This is a genomic window from Leptolyngbya sp. PL-A3, from assembly GCF_039962325.1.
In the GTDB taxonomy this organism is placed as follows: Bacteria; Cyanobacteriota; Cyanobacteriia; order Elainellales; family Elainellaceae; genus Vacuolonema.
Window position 1 is genome coordinate 1 of sequence record NZ_JAMPLB010000021.1, and the last position, 16,599, is coordinate 16,599.

Below are 16,599 nucleotides of genomic sequence, written 5' to 3' on the forward strand. Positions count from 1 at the left end.
AGCTTCGGAATCCTGTTTCTGTTTTGAGATTGATAAATCAATCTCGTAGTTTCTTAACGAGGATTGGTTTTCGCTTGGCTTTCAAACTATTGCTTTTTCCAGGTTCTCTCTGTACCGCAGTCGTCGCTTTGGCACATTTCCCACTTTAACTTGAACTTCCTCATTTGTGGTGAGTTTAACCGAACTTACTAAAGGATGTTTTCACTACCCATAGCGCTTGGCTATTGTTCAGGACGCTTGATGTGTGGGTCACCTCTTCCAGCGCTTTGCCAATGTAACAAGTTCCATGCAACTTTGTAAACCCCTTTTCTCAAAAAATTCGAAAATTCCTGCTCCAATATCTCCTAAATCCCTCATATCAAGCTTTTTAACCAATCTCCCAGCTTTAGGTGCAAGGGTCCCGAGAATTGGACAGAGGGCTCAGCTCTGAACCACTCGAAGTCATGATAGGGGTGATCCACGAGCAAAAAATGCAAGCAATACAGTCCTGAATTGGAGGACAAGTTGTTCGAGATGAGAAAAATTTCTGAACTGGGAACCCAGTATCAGGTGCATCTCACTACGATTGGTAACCAGAGACGACAGTTATTGGAGAGAGTCAGCAACTTGCACGCTTGGGTAGTCAGACTGCTCAAGCAAGCGGTAACAATCAATAGACCCAGATCGACAGTTGTATTGACAGAGCAGCCAGCGAAAGGTGAAATAGGATTTTTTAGTAATTAGGTTGGCACAGTTACCAAAACCCAAGACTCCAATTCTACCGCCATGAAGAGGTGGCAGAATTAAAGTTTTGGGATGTGAGATATATCCAATCAGCGGACGGTAAGAAACAATTTCTAGCGTGTTGAGCTGATAGCTTTGTTCTGGGTTGTTAGGGTTTGGCGAAACTGCATGATGTGACTGTTGAGTACATCCATTTCAATCAAGAAAGCATCGTGCCCGTGGCGGGAGGAAATACAGACTAATTCGGCATTGGGAATATAGGTTGCTAGTTCCTGTTGTTCCATAGGGGGATAGAGAACATCGGAGTCGATCGCTACGACAAGGGTAGGCTGGTGGATACAGTTTAAGACTGCAGCATAGTCACCGCGATCGCGCCCTACATCATGACGATCCATAGCTTGGGTCAAAGTGACATAAGTATTAGCATCAAAGCGATTTACCAACTTATCTCCGTGGTGATGGAGATAGCGAATAACGGCAAATGGTTCTTCTGCAACATCTTGAGCCAATTGACGACTAAACCGATCCTCAAAACTTGCCCAAGAGCGATACATGCTCATGGCCATCATGCGGGCAACAGCCAAGCCTTTAGCAGGGGGGCGATCGCGCTCATAATAGCCCCCCTGCCAATTGGGATCCGTGTAGATTGCCTGTCGTTGGGCCTCACTGAGCCCAATACACCAGGCAGAGTGACGGCCTGATGTCGCAATTGGAACTAAAGATTGCACCATTTCAGGGTAGAGCAAGGCCCATTCCAGAACCTGCATTCCGCCCAGGGAGCCGCCGATAACCATGCGGAGCGATCGTACCCCTAAGCCCTGTATCAAACGGGCCTGTACCTGCACCATATCGCGCACAGTGATAGCAGGAAAGGTAGGGCCATAAGACTGCCCTGTGTTCGGAGCGATGGAGGTTGGTCCGGTCGTACCATAGCAGCTTCCCAAGATGTTGCTACAAATCACAAAGTCCTGTTCAGGGTCGAGACAGCACCCTGGGCCTAGCAGCGGTGCCCACCATTGGTCGACATCGGCTCCACCGGTAAGAGCATGACATACCAGCACGGCATTATCGCCGCTGGCATTTAGCTTACCCCAGGTACGATAGGCCACTTCAACTTGAGGCAGGGAAACGCCGGACTCCAGCAGTACGGGTTCTGCGATAGTGTGAACCTGAGTTTCAGGGGAAAGCAAATGCCTGTAAATCATGAACCTTGAGCGATCGCCGCAAACGCCTGGGCAAAATCTTCTCGAATGTCATCAATGTGCTCAATGCCCACTGAAACGCGAATTAAATCGGGTGTTACCCCAGCCGATTTCTGCTCAGCTTCGCTTAACTGTTGATGGGTTGTGGAAGCAGGGTGGATAACCAGAGTTTTGGCATCACCCACGTTAGCCAGATGGCTTGCAAGTTTGACCTGATCGATAAACGCACGACCCGCCTCTAGACCACCTTTAATGCCAAAGTTCAGCACACAGCCGAAGCCATGACGGAGATACTTGTGGGCACGGGCGTGATAGGGGTGTTCTGGTAAACCCAGGTAATTTACCCAGGCCACTTGGGGTTGTTGTTGTAGCCACTGGGCCAATTCCAGGGCATTCGACACGTGGCGATCGACCCGTAGGGAAAGGGTTTCTAAGCCTTGAAGCAGCAAAAAGGCATTAAAAGGACTGAGGCAAGGCCCCAAGTCACGCAGTCCTTCCACCCGTGCTCGAATGATGAAGGCAATGTTACCGAAGGGGCCGTTTGGACCAAATACTTCCTGGAAATTGAGGCCATGGTAGCCCGGAGCAGGTTCCGTAAAAACGGGGAACTTACCATTGCCCCAGTCAAACTTCCCGGAATCGACAATAACACCACCAATAGAAGTTCCATGTCCACCAATCCATTTGGTAGCTGAGGACACAACGATATCAGCTCCATGATCAATAGGACGCACCAGATAACCTGCCGCTCCAAAGGTGTTATCTACGATTAGTGGAATGCCGCTTTCATGGGCGACATGAGCCAGGGCTGCAAAGTCGGGGACGTTGAACTGAGGATTACCGATGCTCTCGACATAAATAGCCTTGGTGCGATCGTCAATCGCCTGTCGGAAGGACTCGACATCGTCACCTTCTACGAACTTGACATCAATGCCTAAACGGGGCAACGTCACTTTGAATTGGTTATAAGTACCGCCGTAAAGATAGCTGGTGGAGACGATATTATCTCCTGCCTGAGCGATAGTACTGAGGGCTAAAAACTGTGCGGCTTGACCACTGGAAGTAGCCAGGGCAGCGACTCCTCCTTCCAGGGCAGCGACCCGCTTCTCAAATACATCCGTTGTGGGATTCATGATGCGGGTGTAGATGTTGCCAAACTCTTGAAGGGCAAACAACCGCGCCCCGTGATCCGCATCATCAAAGACGTAAGAGGTGGTTTGATAAATGGGCACTGCACGGGCATTAGTACCGGGAGCCGGTTCTTGTCCCGCATGAATTTGAAGCGTTTCGTAGCGGTAGGAGGAGGTCATGATGAACGTTGAATAACTGAATTGACTGCAGGCTAACGAAGGGATTGTACAGTGTGTTGCCCAAAAAACTTAGCAACAAGGATAACAATATAGTCAATTCTAAAAAGATAGAAAAATACAGCTCATTTCTTAATAAAAGGAGCTTCTAATCTACACAAACTAATGGAGCAGCAATACCACTCCATTAGTTTGTGTAGATTAGTGCTCTCATTCAGAATCTATACATCGGAGTATCCCAATTTGAGAAACTCTCACATGAAGACAAATGGCTATGCCCGATTTGTATTAACAAATGACGGCATGAATTCATACAATCTGGATCAGTTGTGCAGATGACCATTGTGCAATGAATATTGATAGCTAGATTAGCTCTAGCTATCAATATTCACTTTAAAAAGTGGAACAGAAAAATCAAATTCCAGGATACATTGGCACAATGGAAATTGCAGAAATGTTACCGAGTAATGATGTTAGTAGGTGTTCTAAATACACCTTCAAAGTAGCTGTTAGAATTCGTTTCCCTAACATCTCTTTAAACAAACATTGAATCTCAGGAAATAGGAGCTAGTTCTTGCTTAAGAGGCCCCAGGTCTGCTACTTGAACGGGTGGTAGATCATGGAAAAGTACGGTGCTGAGATAACGTTCGCCAAAGCTTGGTTGAATGGCAACGATCAACTTACCCGCATTCTCAGGACGCTTACCAATGTGAATGGCAGCGGCTAGCGCAGCTCCTGCCGAAATGCCTGATAGCAAACCTTCTTCTCGCGCTAAGCGGCGGCTAAAGGCGATCGCCTCATCATCCACTACAGAGATGACTTCATCAATCAAATCTACCCGCAGGACATCGGGAACGAAACCAGCCCCAATTCCCTGAATCTTATGGGGTCCAGGCTGCCCACCTGACAGAACTGGGCTATTGGCCGGTTCAACAGCAACCACCTGAAAACCAGGTTTACGCTGCTTCAGCACTTCGGCTACCCCTGTAATCGTGCCGCCTGTACCAACACCAGAAATGAGAATATCAATCTCGCCATTGGTGTCATTCCACAGCTCTTCAGCGGTCGTTTCCCGGTGGATTTTGGGATTGGCAGGGTTGCGGAACTGCTGCAACATAAACGCATTAGGCAAGTAGTTCACGATTGATTCAGCCCGTCGAATGGCTCCCTTCATACCTTCGCTACCTGGAGTCAGTTCCAACTGGGCTCCAAAGGCCTGGAGCATCGCTCGCCGCTCCAAACTCATGGTTTCGGGCATGGTCAGAATCAGGCGATACCCACGGGCGGCAGCAACCATAGCCAGGGCAATCCCGGTATTACCAGAGGTTGGTTCGACCAAAATGGTCGTTTCTGGATTAATCAGTCCTGCCTCTTCTGCAGCCTGAATCATGCCGTAACCAATGCGGTCTTTGACAGAGGCAGCAGGATTCATACCCTCTAGCTTGAGGGCAATTTGGGCAACACTCCCTTCAGACTGGGGAATGCGGTTGAGCCGCACCAGTGGAGTATGACCAATGAGCTCTGTAACGTCGTTTGCAATAGCCATGGAAAAGTCCTCTTCGATTACGGATGGGCCCTGGAAAAGAATGCCTTGGGATGGGAATAGTAATTGCCCCTACATTGCGATCGCCCAAAACCTGCAACTCAAAATCGGCTACGCTTCAGGAATGCGATCGCCTATACCAGGGACATCCTCTTATTATACCCCGGTAAGTCGATAGGATTTTAGCGCTTTAACCCCAGTTTAAGGATAGTCGATGGAAAACTACACAATAATGCTCTATGGCCCAGCAAGCGCGTTCCTTTAAATTCCGTTCATAAATGCTGGAAGGACGAACACTCAGTGGTCCCAGACAGTAAAGCTTTGAGAAGGGCAAATGGCGGGATGCGTGACTAATTAGAGCCTATATTTACAAGGTTGTTTTTTCGTGCACTTCGCGCACGAAAAAACAACCTTTCAGCGGTTTAAAAACGCGCTCTAGAAGCCATGTTGTAATTCCTGGTAATAGGCATCCGCATCATCGGGGCTATGAACGAGGAAATGGAGTTTTCCATGGGCCACATGGTAGGCCTGCTCCAATCCAATGCGGCTGAGAAAATGAATATCATGGGAAATCACCCAGAGAGCCCCTTGAAATTCGTTGAGGCCATCAATCATGGCATCGACCGTGTCCAGGTCCAGGTTATTGGTTGGTTCATCCAAAATGAGCCAGTCGATTTCGGAAATACTGATGACGGCGATCGCTAACCGGGCCAACTCCCCGCCACTTAAGCCCGATGTTGGTTGGTGTACCGTATCGCCAAAGAATAGGAAATGCCCCAACTGCTGCCGCACCACTTGATAGCTGAGATTAGGGTTTGCGTTTTGCATGGTTTCCAGCACAGTCTGTTGGCGGTCAATCAGGTTGTAGCTCTGATCCAAATAAACCGCTTTCATCGCGCTTGACCTTGTGACTTCACCCGACGTCAGCTGGGCAGGAGCACTGTCAAACAAAATGGCTTGGGCCAAGCTTGATTTTCCAGAACCATTTGCGCCCGTGATAGCAATGCGATCGCCTGACCGTACCTGGAGTTGGATTTGAGAGATGAGAGGGCGATCGCCCACTTGCAGATCTGCCCCTTGAATTGAGAGCAGGTTTTTCCGTTTCTGACTGCACTCATTTAGTTGAACCCGAGTCGCTTTAGAGGTTTTAATTTTGCTTTCAGTTACCTTTTGCTGGGCTGCTTGAACCATTGCTTCGTACTTCTTCTGGGCGGTACCGGCTGTCACCTCAGCCTGTCGCTTCTTAGCCCCGGCAAGAATTTTGGGCATACTTCCCGCCTGTTTTAGCCCCTGTCGGCGAGATTGCGCTGCCCGTCGCTGCTCTTGTAGAGCTGCGGCTGTTGCCCGTTTCAACTCCTTACGCGCTACTTCATAGGTTCGCAGGGTTGCCTCATGGTCTGTTTCCTTCTGGCCACGGTAAAAGGAGTAGTTTCCGCCATAAACTCGAAGTTTTTCAGGAGTCAGCTCCCAGATGGTGTTCACCACTTGATCCAGAAAAAACGGCTTATGGGAAACAATGACAAAAGCTCCAGTAAACCGATTTAGAGCTACACGCAACTGCTCCAGAGCCAGCAGATCCAAATGATTAGTGGGTTCATCGAGTAGCAGGATATCCGGCTGCTTTGATAAAGCCAGCGCGAGCCATAGCTTTGTCCATTCCCCCCCACTTAAACTCCGGATGGGCTGTGTAAGGGAAAGCTCTGTAGTAAATTGCTCCATTAATAGAGTTGTAACCGCCCACCATTCATCGGTTGCCCGGTTAAGCCAATCGATTACAGATTCATCGCTGGGTTGGAGAGTGCTGATCTGGGGCAAGTAGTAAACATTAACAGCTGTGCTAACGGTTCCAGCTGCAGGAATTTGTTGCTTTGCGAGCAGCTGAAGCAGGGTAGATTTGCCGCAACCGTTGGGGCCTATGAGACCGATGCGATCGCCCTCACATATTGTCACCGCAACATCACTAAACAGCGTCCGCAGCGTAGCGAGTTCATAGCTTAAGTGACTCGCCTGAAGAATGGGAGTTCTCGACATAAATTAGCTCCTTCTTGTGAGTACGGAGCAGTCCTTGTAGCGCTGGACTGCGGCGCAGCGAAGCAAGAAATCGCTAACCGATTGTGGAGACAGCCCGACGGTATATAAATAGGCACCGGATACACCAGCCGGGAGATCAAAATCTAGGTTAGCGACAAGGAACTAACTTCATTGTTAAAACACTTATACTACAAAATGTAGTATAACACGCATTTCAGCCCGTACTATCCCCCAATCGGGTACTTTCATTCACATAGATTAGTAGCTGGTAGTGTTCCGTCGTATAGATGGGGTGTAGTAAAAGAGTCATAAAGTGCCCCTTTCACTACACCCCATTCACATGTTTGAAACAGGTAAATCTGCACAAAAAACCAGAACAAAACCCTTGCGGTAAGTACGTCGCATGTAGCGCGCCTACCACAAGGGTTTTCAACTTGAAGGTACGGTTGGTGGGCACAAAGTGCCCACCAACTTTAGTTCGTTGTAGGTTAGAACACTACAACCTTAGTCTTGCCCATATCGCCGCTCTTCTTCAGAGCGATCGGAGGAAGCTTCCAAGTCAGGCATGAACATTGGATCAACGCCGGTCATGGGGTCAATCATCGGAGTCGGTTCCGATGTGGTCAGTGGATCAATGCCAAGCATAGGGTCAGAATAGGCCGACGGTTCAATTCCGATCATGGGATCAGAGTAATCGGTTGATTCAATTCCAACCAGCGGATCAGAGCTTGAGTAATCCGTTGAATCAATACCCATCATGGGGTCGGAACCAATACTAGACTCACTACCCAACATGGGAGCTGACATCATTAGAGGATCGATGGGAGGTTGTGTAGCAAAGGGGTCACGCTCAACATCCATATCCATACTGCTGGAGTAGATGGGAGCCGCATAAGGTTCGGGGGATTGATCGTTGGATTGGCCCGCAATTTTTCCTCGAGCTTCATCAACGGTGCCTTTTACAGACTCACCAATACCCTGAGTATCGACGTCACTGATTTTGCCTTTGACAGACTCACCAATGCCCTGAGTATCGACATCGCTGATTTTGCCTTTGATAGACTCACCAATGCCCTGGGTATCAACATCGCTGATTTTGCCCTTCACAGACTCACCGATACCCTGGGTATCGACGTCATCAATCTTGCGCTGTACCGTGTTGGAGATACCGGCTACATTCGCTTCATTGATTTTGCCCTTTACAGACTCACCGATACCCTGGGTATCGACATCCTCAATCTTGCGCTGCACGGCGTTAGAAACACCAGCTACATTCGCTTCATCGATCTTGCTCTTGACGGATTCACTAACGCCACGGGCATCCACTTCATCGATCTTGTGCTTGACGGACTCGGCAACACCGTGTGCATCTACTTCGTTAATCTTTTGCTGTACAGTGCTGGTTACACCCCGTACATCAGCCTCATCAATCTTGTGTTGAACGGAAGCACTAATGCCTTGTACATCAGCCTCTTCAATCTTGTGCTGAACGGTGCTAACCGCTCCTTTCAGGTCGACCTCTTCAACCTTATGTTGAACGGTTTCAACAACCCCTTCAACACGGTGGGTCACGTCCTGCACAGCACCTTCTACAGCGTGAACTGCGGTATCCAGTTTTTGATCCAGATTTTCGGCTACTTGGTCACCGATGGCTGCACCAGCGAGCGCTCCACCGACTGCACCCACAGCGGCTCCCAGACGGCCACCAACCATGCTACCAATGGCGGCTCCAGCAACACCACCGCCTGCAGCCCCGATGGCCTCAGCAGCGATATGGCGCTTCGATTTCTGCTCTTCTGTCAAATCTTCGCCCGACTGCATATCACTAGATTGGATAACAGTGTTGTCCATAAGCTCGCCGTTCACCGTATCTACATTTAACATCGGATCCATCATGGGATCTACGGTTGGGTCGAGCATTGGATCATATTGGGGGTTATTGTTGGCGTTCACCATAGTTAAACCTTCCTTGAGCTCCGTCGTAATTCCTGCTTCTCTTCAAATTACCAATAGCTGAAAGTCCTTACCTCTTCTGCTGGAAAGGGTTTCAGGCGATCGCAGCACCCCTATTGAGAGAGATTGCAGGCTACCTATCTCTGCTTCTTCAACGGTCATTTAATTCACTGAAAATGTTTATTTAGCTGCATTTTCAATTGCGAAAAATTCAAAATTGAACTTCTCTGCGTAGAGCGATAGGTAATGTGTAAATGCAAGGTTAGATTTTTGATAACCTTTTATCAAAAAAAATAAGCCTTCTCATCCAATGCTGTACTTATTTCGGCCTATTCACAAATCTTCAAAGACCTGCAAATCTTAAAAGAGTCATTTACAAAGTCTGTCTTCATCGGACGTTATGATTAATCCCCGTCTTTTCTGGTTCGTTTGGGTTGGCTTGATTGTTTATGCCTTCTTTTTGGCTCCCCCTGACAACCCCAGCGAAACTTTTTCCCTAATTAAGCGCCTTTCTACAGGGCAATGGGATGGGATTAATCCACTCATCGTGTCGCTGTTTAATGTGATGGGTATCTGGCCGATGATTTATGCAGCCGTGATGCTGTTTGATGGACGCGGTCAAACGGTGAAAGCTTACCCCTTCACGATTGGCTCTTTTGGGGTTGGGGCCTTTACTATCCTACCGTACCTGGCTCTACGCAAACCAGGCCAACCGTTTACTGGTCAGAAAAGCCTGATTCTGAAGCTGCTTGATTCACGTTGGACGGCAGGGGCGATCGCCTTGGGCACCATTCCCCTGGTACTCTACGGCCTTACCCTGGGAGACTGGAGCGATTTTGCCCATCAATGGCAAACCCGCCGTTTTATCCATGTGATGAGCCTGGATTTTTGCTTGTTGTGGTTGCTTTTTCCGGCGCTGATGCAGGATGACATGCGCCGTCGCTCTGTGAAACATCCAACCGCATTCACTGCACTGGCGTTCATTCCCCTGCTCGGGGCACTGGCTTACTGGGTGGTACGTCCACACCAGGCAGAGTCTCAAGGCGAAACACCCGCCCCTGGCGATCGCTATGCAACTGCATCTGGCCCTCCAGCTTCTTCACAGTGAGGGTACATCCAGGAGTAATCACCTCAGCGGGCGTTTTCGAGTACCGCGCGTTGCGCGGCACTCAAAAACGCTCATTTTGGCGTGCGCAAAGCGCACGCCAAAATGAGCACTTCAGCTTATCCCGAACTGAGGTTAGATTAGTTTCATTTTGCTGGGATAGGAAGTGCTGAAGATTTTCTAGCAGTTGGGAGGAAGGGAAATTAGGGGAGCAGCTCCAACAGGGGCAGTGGCGGGGCGGCGCTGTGCGCATTGCTGTACTCAAGCAACGCGCACAGCGCTTCATACCTAAAAAATGACGAAAAAAATCGCTGAGCGTAGGCTGCTCAGCGATTGGGATGAATCCACATGACTTGAAACGTAGCTTTACAGAACTATGAGCAGTTAACTACTCAGAAGTTACAAACTTGTTAGGCGTAATGGTCAATTACAAGAGCCGCAACAGTTGCAAAGGCCGTAATTCCTATCGCAATCAGGGGGTTTTGTCCCTGGCTCACAGCAAAGGTCGTAGCGATACCAGCTCCCAGGGAGGCCGTCAGCGCGGCGCTAACCCAATCTTTTCGCGTGTTCTTATACATACGTGCTATTGGCGGCTCGGCTAAAAGGTATAGCGAATTACTCATTTAACCTACCATTCGTTTGATAGCCGGGTATTCCGAAAGGTTGGCATTGTAACTAAGGTTTAGGGATAGATACGTTTCTTGATAATCTTTCATTGCTGGCTTTATCTCTTCTACTTCTAAAACCCTTTGCAGCTTAGCTTCCAGGCATTTTCAAGTATTTGGTCTGAGTATGTTTCTTTACGATGTTTCATAGTACCCACCCTCATTCACTCCGTTCAGAGCCTATTCAAGAATCCGGTTGTGGAAGAGCACAGTACGATAACGCTCTTCCACAACCGGGTTCTTGAATTGGTTCTCAAGTAATTCTTTATAAAAACTCAAAAGCCCTAATTTTGCTATCACTTTGCGATCGCAAAATTAGGACTTTGAGTTTTTATAAAGAATGGAAATTAAAGGACTATTGGATAGCTTCTGTATTTCCTGCCTTAATCCACCCCTCTTGTCCTGCGGCTGTACGAACCTGCTGCCACTGTCCATCTGGGCTAGTACCCAAAATTTCCACTTCTGTATTGAAATCAACCCCACCTAATTGTTCAGATGACTGGCTTGCATCAGAACGCAGCACCAATCCAATGGGTTGCGTTACCCGTGCTCGGGCCATAGAAGGGGAAGGAGAAGGAGAGGCAGAAGGGGAAGGAGAGACAGAAGGGGAAGGAGAGGCAGAAGGGGCTGCCGCTTCTGAGGAAGCCTCAGGAGCCGGAGTTGCTGAAGGCTTCGGGGATGCCTCAGCTTCCGGGGGTATAGGATTATCATTTGGGAAAACAGGCCTTGGCGGTGGCGCAGTTAGGCGGGTAATCATATAACGAGCGGTCGTCACCCCTGCGAAGAAGAGGATGGCGATCGCCAACACAAACCCTAAAAAGAATTTCGCCACACCGGCCATCGATTTTCTCCCTGAGAGAACGTTTGAAAAGTTTTGGCAAACGTTATTTTACTGGTGCAACGCACAAGCAGAGTCAACTTTTCAAACGGATTTAGTGAAATGAAGCACCGCCCATCATCTGGCTGCTCATTCGAGAAGCCATACGTGCTTTACCAGCAGCGGCCCAGGCCTGTAAGAATTCAATCTGATCCTTGGCGGTGCGAGCCAGTGGAACAATTTGGCTGGCCGCCTCCAGGATATCGTCTGAAGTGAAATCGCGATTCTGGCTGAAGCCAATATGCATTGCCTCAATCAGGATTTGCTCAATTTCCGCTCCTGAGAAATCAGGGGTTTCGTAAGCCAATCGCTCCAAGTCGTAGCTTTGCAGATTATGAGGACGCAGCCGGGAAAGATGAACTGAGAAAATTTCCTGCCGCTCCTCCTGGTTAGGTAAACCGACGAAGAAAATTTCATCAAATCGGCCCCGGCGTAACAATTCGGGCGGTAGCGCTTGGATGTTGTTCGCCGTTGCCACGATGAACACAGGCGAAGTTTTTTCAGCCATCCAGGTAATGAAAGTGCCAAACACACGGCTGGTGGTGCCAGAGTCGCCGCGTCCATCAAACCCAGCGAAGGCTTTGTCAATCTCATCAATCCACAACACGCAGGGGGCTAGTGCTTCAGCCAATTGGATCATTTGACGAGTACGGGATTCAGACTCCCCCACCAGTCCAGCGAAGAGCCGACCGACATCTAGCCGGAGCAGGGGTAGGTGCCAGTGATGGGCGATCGCCTTCGCCGTCAACGACTTCCCCGTCCCCTGAATCCCGGCTAACAAAAGCCCGCGAGGATGCGGCAACCCATACTGCCGCGCTCGTTCCGAAAATGCGCCGCCTCGACGTAGTAACCAGTCCTTCAAATTATCAAGGCCACCGATGTCAGAAATCTTTTCTGTCGCCGGGTAAAAGTCAAGAATTTGGGTTTGGCGAATAGATTGGCGTTTTTCTTCCAAAATCAGTTCAATATCGTCGGGTTGGATAGCTTTGTGGTCGGCGATCGCCCGCGCCAACACCCGTCGAATCCGATCCATCGACAAACCTTGACAGGAGCGCACCAGGGCATCTAGCTCTCGATGCCCCAGGGATGCTCCTGTAGACGCTAAAAGGTTCTGTAGTTCCCCTTTGATTTCGTTGAAGTCTGGTAGCGGGAAATCTAGCACAGTCAGCAATTCACTCAGGTCATCGGGGATCGTGATCTGCGGCGAGAGAATTACCAGGTTTTTGGGTTGGGATTTAAGGAGGCGGGTCAGGTTCTTCAATTTACGGGCCACAGCCACGTCTTCAAGAAAGCGCTGAAAGTCTCGCAAGATAAAGATGGCTGAAGCTGAAACGGGAAGTTTCTCGACGAGTTCAAGCGCTTGCAAAGGGTTCCGACGGGCAAATCCGGCATCGTTGGGGTTACCCTGATAGCCTTCAACAAAATCCCAAGTATAAACGCTCCGGTTTCCGGCTTGGGCAACGCGGGCGATCGCCGCCTCCACTCGTTCTTCTTCCCGGGTTGGTACATAGATGAGTGGGTAGCGGGCACGCAGTAGTAGCTCAAATTCCTGATTAAAGCTCATGACAAGGCGTAGGGCGACTGCTGAAAAGGATAATGCTCGCGCAGTTGGGGCGAACAGCCATTCGTCCCTAACATCCTAACTATCTGACATAGTTTTTTTTCAAATCCTTAAGCCAAATGTTTTAAAGGGTGTTTTTTCGTGTGCCTTCTGCACGAAAAAAACACCTTCCAGACAGCTCTGAAACACGCTCCAGTCCAAAAAAAGAGGGTAGGACTTAGTCCTACCCTCTTTTGCGATTAATTAGAGATTTGCCGTTTCAACGCTTCAAGAGAAGCCCATCGGTGATCAACCTTTGTCTCAACCTCAGGTAGCTCATCGCTCAGCTCAATGCCAGGGCATTCGGAGTCGCACAGCTTACGCTGGGGGATTTCAAGACAAAGTTGTTCGTAGAGCCAGGTTTCTGGTTCAAAGTAGCCTTGAGGTGAAACCGTCTCTACTAGCTCTTCCATCAGGACTTCCCGTTCCGGCTCCAGAAGCGATTCGTCAATCGCTTCCTCCAACCAGATCATTTCGGAAGCTTTGATACTAAGACGGTGGTTGAATTGTTGCAGACAGCGATCGCAGGTCAGAGTCATAATCGTTTCAGCCTGACCCTTGACGTCTAAATAATTACCCCGGTGGCTGACTTCTACAAAGCCCTGCACAGGGGTAAGCGTTTCCAAATCCAGGAGATGCTGTTTAATCTCCACCCGTTCGGTCTGATCCGGGAGGTGAATCAGACGGGGAATGTGGATGCTAGTCATGATGACGACCTTCCGTTGTTAGTCGAGCCGACGCACCACCAGACGCCGATCCGGTTCCTGGCCTCGACTCTCCGTCTTGATATGTTCGTAGTCCTTCAAATAGGTATGCACCTGACGACGTTCTGCAGAGGACAGAGAAGGAATTTCGTATTCCTCCCCTGTCTCCAAGACACGATTTACCGCATTTTCGGCAATCTGCTTGAGCTCAGCCTGTCGGCGTGCTCGATAGCCGTTCAGCTCAATGGTGTAAGGCTGCTGGCTACCTTCCTGCTTACCCAAGTTGAGAGTGGTATTGATGAGGTACTGCATAGAATCCAATACCTCGCCGTGGGAACCCGTTAGCGCTTGAATCTGCTCGGGAGTCAGGGAGCTGGCATCAATTTCGATCCAACAGCTCCCATCATCTGCCATATGAGCGGCTTCATGCTTCACCGAGGCATCTAGCCCCGATAGCTGCAATAAGTTCTCTAACCAACTCTCGCCTTGCTGAACCTTGTCGTCCATGGGTCACACCCTTACGAAGCTTTCTTTTTGCGACCGGGTTCAAACGGGAGAGCATCCCGCGAATCCCCACTACCGGACTTGCGCTCTTCCTCTTCCACAATCTTCTGCAGGTTTTCCGGTAAAGGCTCACGCGACAGAATGAAGGTTTGTGCTGTCTGGAACAGGTTAGCGATGCTCATGTACATCAGCACACCCGCAGGCAGGGGAAAGAACAGGAACATGGTCGAGAACAGGATGGGAGTTAACTTGTTAACGGCCGCCTGTTGAGGGTTTGAGTTTGGCCCCTGGGTCTGACCTGAAAGAATTTGGTTGACGTAGAGAGAGATGCCGAAGAAGGCAACCATCCCGACGATATCCCAGTTGATTGCACCAGTAGCTTGATCAACAGCTCCAACACGGCCCAGCGCTTTAATGAACAAGAATCCTTTATTGGAGGCAAGCCCAGGCACTTTACCCTGAATTGTCACATCACCCGGCTGAAGCGCTTCAACAACACCATCTTCTGTAATGTTGATGCGATCTTGCCCTTTGGTAACGGTCCACTTGGGAGTAATTTCAGTGTCGGGATACTCCTCAATTACAGCACTGAGGGGTTTGCCCGTTGTGGTCTGGAAATCAATCCGAGTCTTCTCACCGACTGCCAATCGGCTTCCGCCGGGAATAACAGCGGCAACGGGGACGTGAACACCGTCGGAAACGTAAATGTTTTGAGGCTTAGAGGTAAAGGCTTGAGGCTGGATCTGTTCGACCTGCTCTTTCGGTAAAATTTGCAGGTTTACGGAGTAAGGCACATCAGAGAATGGTGACCCCCGCAGGGTTGCGAACAGGGCAAACAGGATGGGCATCTGCAAGAGAACTGGAAAGCAACCTGCGAGAGGATTACCAAACTCTTTGTAGACTTTGGACATCTCTTCTTGCTGCTTTGCCGGCTCTTCCTTGTAGCGCTCCTGAATCTCTTTCATGCGCTTCTGCATGGCAGGCTGAGCCACCTTCATTCGGCGCATGTTGCGAATCGAGCCAGCGCTGAGGGGGTACAGGGCAAACCGTACCACCAGAGTCAGCGCAACGATCGCAAGACCATAGCTGGGCACAATCCCGTAGAAGAAATCCAGGATTGGCAACATTACGTTGTTGGAAAGAAAGCTAACGCCAAAATCCATGTGTCTTAATCTATATCCTGCGTGCTCTGGTGGGTTGAGATGTGTGGGGTTCTGGGAAACCAATAACACCTAATCTAATGTATCGGAATCCCCAACAATTAAACGATCGGAATTACCTGCTTACCGGGGGAGCGATCGCCCCTTGACAGGGCGACCGTCGGCCACTAGACCATTGACTCCAAGACCCGATTAGCCTGCCTTGGTGACAGGAGCCTTCGCCCCAATCTTTTCGTTGATATAAGCAGCGGTTTCTCGAAAACGAGGAACTGCGCGCAGTTCCAGGCGGCTGCCATCCTTCAGGGTCAATACCATATCCCCCCATAGCCCTAAGCCACGGGGCACGGTAACCACCTGGCGGATTTCAGAGTAGATGATGTCTGAGCGATCACGCCCCATCCACCCCCCTGTCACCGAAATTCGGCGGCTTGTAATGTGGTATCGCAACCAGATGGCGCGGACGATTGAACCCACCGTCAGGGGAAGACAAATCACGGTAAAGCCCAGGAGAATATTGAAAATCAGGTCGCCAACATGGGGGCCACCTTCATAAAACGTCTCTTCACGAATGCCCATCAAGCACCTCAGCCTGCGTCAGCAATTTTCTTAATTCTCTCAGAAATTCCTGGTATTCGCACCCAACCGCATTGGGTCGAACGCTAATGACCAGTCGTCGGCCTACCTGCAAATGAGGTAGAAATTCCCGCAAAATAGCGCGAATTTGCCGCTTAATGCGGTTTCGCACTACAGCGCGCTTGCTAACTTTTTGACTGATAGAAATCCCGAAGCGGGAGGGTAAGGGCTTTGAAGATTCAACATCTCGACCGGGGGAATCGACCAGTACCAGCAGGGTGAAGTGTGAACTTCTAAACCGCCGACCACCCTGGTAAACCGCATTAAAGTCTTCTCGGCGTCTGAGCCGGTGGGTTTTTGGTAGCACCACAAAGCCATCCAGAGATCATCGTGAGTGCTGTCTGGTGGCTATCGGATGAATACCTACCTCAAAAGGAGCCCAGACAACTCAATACTTAACCCTCAGATACAGAGAGCCGTGCTCTTCCTTTGCGACGCCGTGCGCGAATGACCCGCTGGCCCGTTGCAGTTCGCATCCGTGCGCGGAAGCCGGAAACACGCCGACGCTTCCGAGAGGTTCCTTCCAGGGTGCGCTTTGTCATTGTTAGGGTTACTCCGATTCCAAAAAGTCACAATCAGTAATGGTAGCACC

16 protein-coding genes are annotated in these 16,599 nt (G+C 49.7%); 2 read left to right on the plus strand and 14 right to left on the minus strand.

The window, feature by feature from the left end; translation table 11 throughout:
• Window positions 1–836 precede the first annotated feature (836 nt).
• From metX to cysK, 3 genes are all read right to left on the minus strand, one after another.
• Window positions 837–1,928, minus strand: a complete 1,092-nt coding sequence (gene metX, locus NDI52_RS16815) for a homoserine O-acetyltransferase (protein WP_190771188.1) — start codon at window positions 1,926–1,928, stop codon at window positions 837–839.
• Window positions 1,925–3,235, minus strand: a complete 1,311-nt coding sequence (locus NDI52_RS16820) for an O-acetylhomoserine aminocarboxypropyltransferase/cysteine synthase (protein ID WP_190771189.1) — start codon at window positions 3,233–3,235, stop codon at window positions 1,925–1,927. Before NDI52_RS16820 ends, metX begins: the two co-directional genes overlap by 4 nt.
• 550 nt (window positions 3,236–3,785) lie before the next feature.
• Window positions 3,786–4,778 carry a cysteine synthase A gene (gene cysK / locus NDI52_RS16825; RefSeq protein ID WP_190771190.1) on the minus strand — a complete coding sequence of 331 codons (993 nt, stop codon included), beginning with the start codon at window positions 4,776–4,778 and terminating at the stop codon, window positions 3,786–3,788.
• On the opposite strand from cysK, the gene NDI52_RS16830 reads away from it, so the two are divergent.
• Window positions 4,777–4,953 carry a hypothetical protein gene (locus NDI52_RS16830; RefSeq protein ID WP_348256471.1) on the plus strand — a complete coding sequence of 59 codons (177 nt, stop codon included), beginning with the start codon at window positions 4,777–4,779 and terminating at the stop codon, window positions 4,951–4,953. The genes cysK and NDI52_RS16830 overlap by 2 nt on opposite strands.
• Window positions 4,954–5,210: 257 nt before the next feature.
• Here the strand turns inward: NDI52_RS16830 and abc-f are convergent, their stop codons facing one another.
• Both abc-f and NDI52_RS16840 read right to left on the minus strand, forming a co-directional pair.
• Window positions 5,211–6,806 (minus strand): ribosomal protection-like ABC-F family protein, encoded by a 1,596-nt coding sequence (gene abc-f / locus NDI52_RS16835; protein WP_190771192.1) that lies wholly within the window; start codon window positions 6,804–6,806, stop codon window positions 5,211–5,213.
• A gap of 504 nt (window positions 6,807–7,310) precedes the next feature.
• On the minus strand, window positions 7,311–8,762 hold the full coding sequence (locus tag NDI52_RS16840; protein ID WP_199307768.1) for a glycine zipper domain-containing protein: 1,452 nt from the start codon (window positions 8,760–8,762) through the stop codon (window positions 7,311–7,313).
• A gap of 397 nt (window positions 8,763–9,159) precedes the next feature.
• On the opposite strand from NDI52_RS16840, the gene NDI52_RS16845 reads away from it, so the two are divergent.
• Window positions 9,160–9,867, plus strand: a complete 708-nt coding sequence (locus NDI52_RS16845) for a DUF2834 domain-containing protein (RefSeq protein ID WP_190771193.1) — start codon at window positions 9,160–9,162, stop codon at window positions 9,865–9,867.
• Between the two features lie 407 nt (window positions 9,868–10,274).
• On the opposite strand, the gene NDI52_RS16850 is transcribed toward NDI52_RS16845, so the two are convergent.
• From NDI52_RS16850 to rpmH, 9 genes are all read right to left on the minus strand, one after another.
• Entirely contained in the window at window positions 10,275–10,442 is a 168-nt protein-coding gene (locus NDI52_RS16850) for a hypothetical protein (RefSeq protein ID WP_190771194.1), read from the minus strand.
• A gap of 442 nt (window positions 10,443–10,884) precedes the next feature.
• Window positions 10,885–11,370 (minus strand): SH3 domain-containing protein, encoded by a 486-nt coding sequence (locus tag NDI52_RS16855; protein ID WP_190771195.1) that lies wholly within the window; start codon window positions 11,368–11,370, stop codon window positions 10,885–10,887.
• 91 nt (window positions 11,371–11,461) lie between these two features.
• Window positions 11,462–12,970, minus strand: coding sequence for an AAA family ATPase (locus tag NDI52_RS16860; protein WP_190771196.1), 1,509 nt, complete (start codon window positions 12,968–12,970; stop codon window positions 11,462–11,464).
• A 236-nt stretch (window positions 12,971–13,206) separates the two neighbouring features.
• Window positions 13,207–13,713, minus strand: coding sequence for a YceD family protein (locus NDI52_RS16865; protein WP_190771197.1), 507 nt, complete (start codon window positions 13,711–13,713; stop codon window positions 13,207–13,209).
• A gap of 18 nt (window positions 13,714–13,731) precedes the next feature.
• Window positions 13,732–14,217, minus strand: coding sequence for a R3H domain-containing nucleic acid-binding protein (locus NDI52_RS16870; RefSeq protein WP_190771198.1), 486 nt, complete (start codon window positions 14,215–14,217; stop codon window positions 13,732–13,734).
• A gap of 11 nt (window positions 14,218–14,228) precedes the next feature.
• The gene (yidC, locus tag NDI52_RS16875) at window positions 14,229–15,377 is read right to left on the minus strand and encodes a membrane protein insertase YidC (protein ID WP_190771199.1); all 1,149 of its coding nucleotides are present in this window, start codon (window positions 15,375–15,377) and stop codon (window positions 14,229–14,231) included.
• 189 nt (window positions 15,378–15,566) lie between these two features.
• On the minus strand, window positions 15,567–15,950 hold the full coding sequence (locus tag NDI52_RS16880) for a PH domain-containing protein (protein WP_190771200.1): 384 nt from the start codon (window positions 15,948–15,950) through the stop codon (window positions 15,567–15,569).
• Complete coding sequence (rnpA, locus tag NDI52_RS16885) at window positions 15,937–16,317, minus strand: ribonuclease P protein component (RefSeq protein WP_190771201.1); 381 nt, start codon at window positions 16,315–16,317, stop codon at window positions 15,937–15,939. The genes NDI52_RS16880 and rnpA overlap by 14 nt, the downstream gene beginning before the upstream one ends.
• Before the next feature lie 85 nt (window positions 16,318–16,402).
• Window positions 16,403–16,549 carry a 50S ribosomal protein L34 gene (rpmH, locus tag NDI52_RS16890; protein ID WP_190771202.1) on the minus strand — a complete coding sequence of 49 codons (147 nt, stop codon included), beginning with the start codon at window positions 16,547–16,549 and terminating at the stop codon, window positions 16,403–16,405.
• Between the last annotated feature and the right edge of the window lie 50 nt (window positions 16,550–16,599).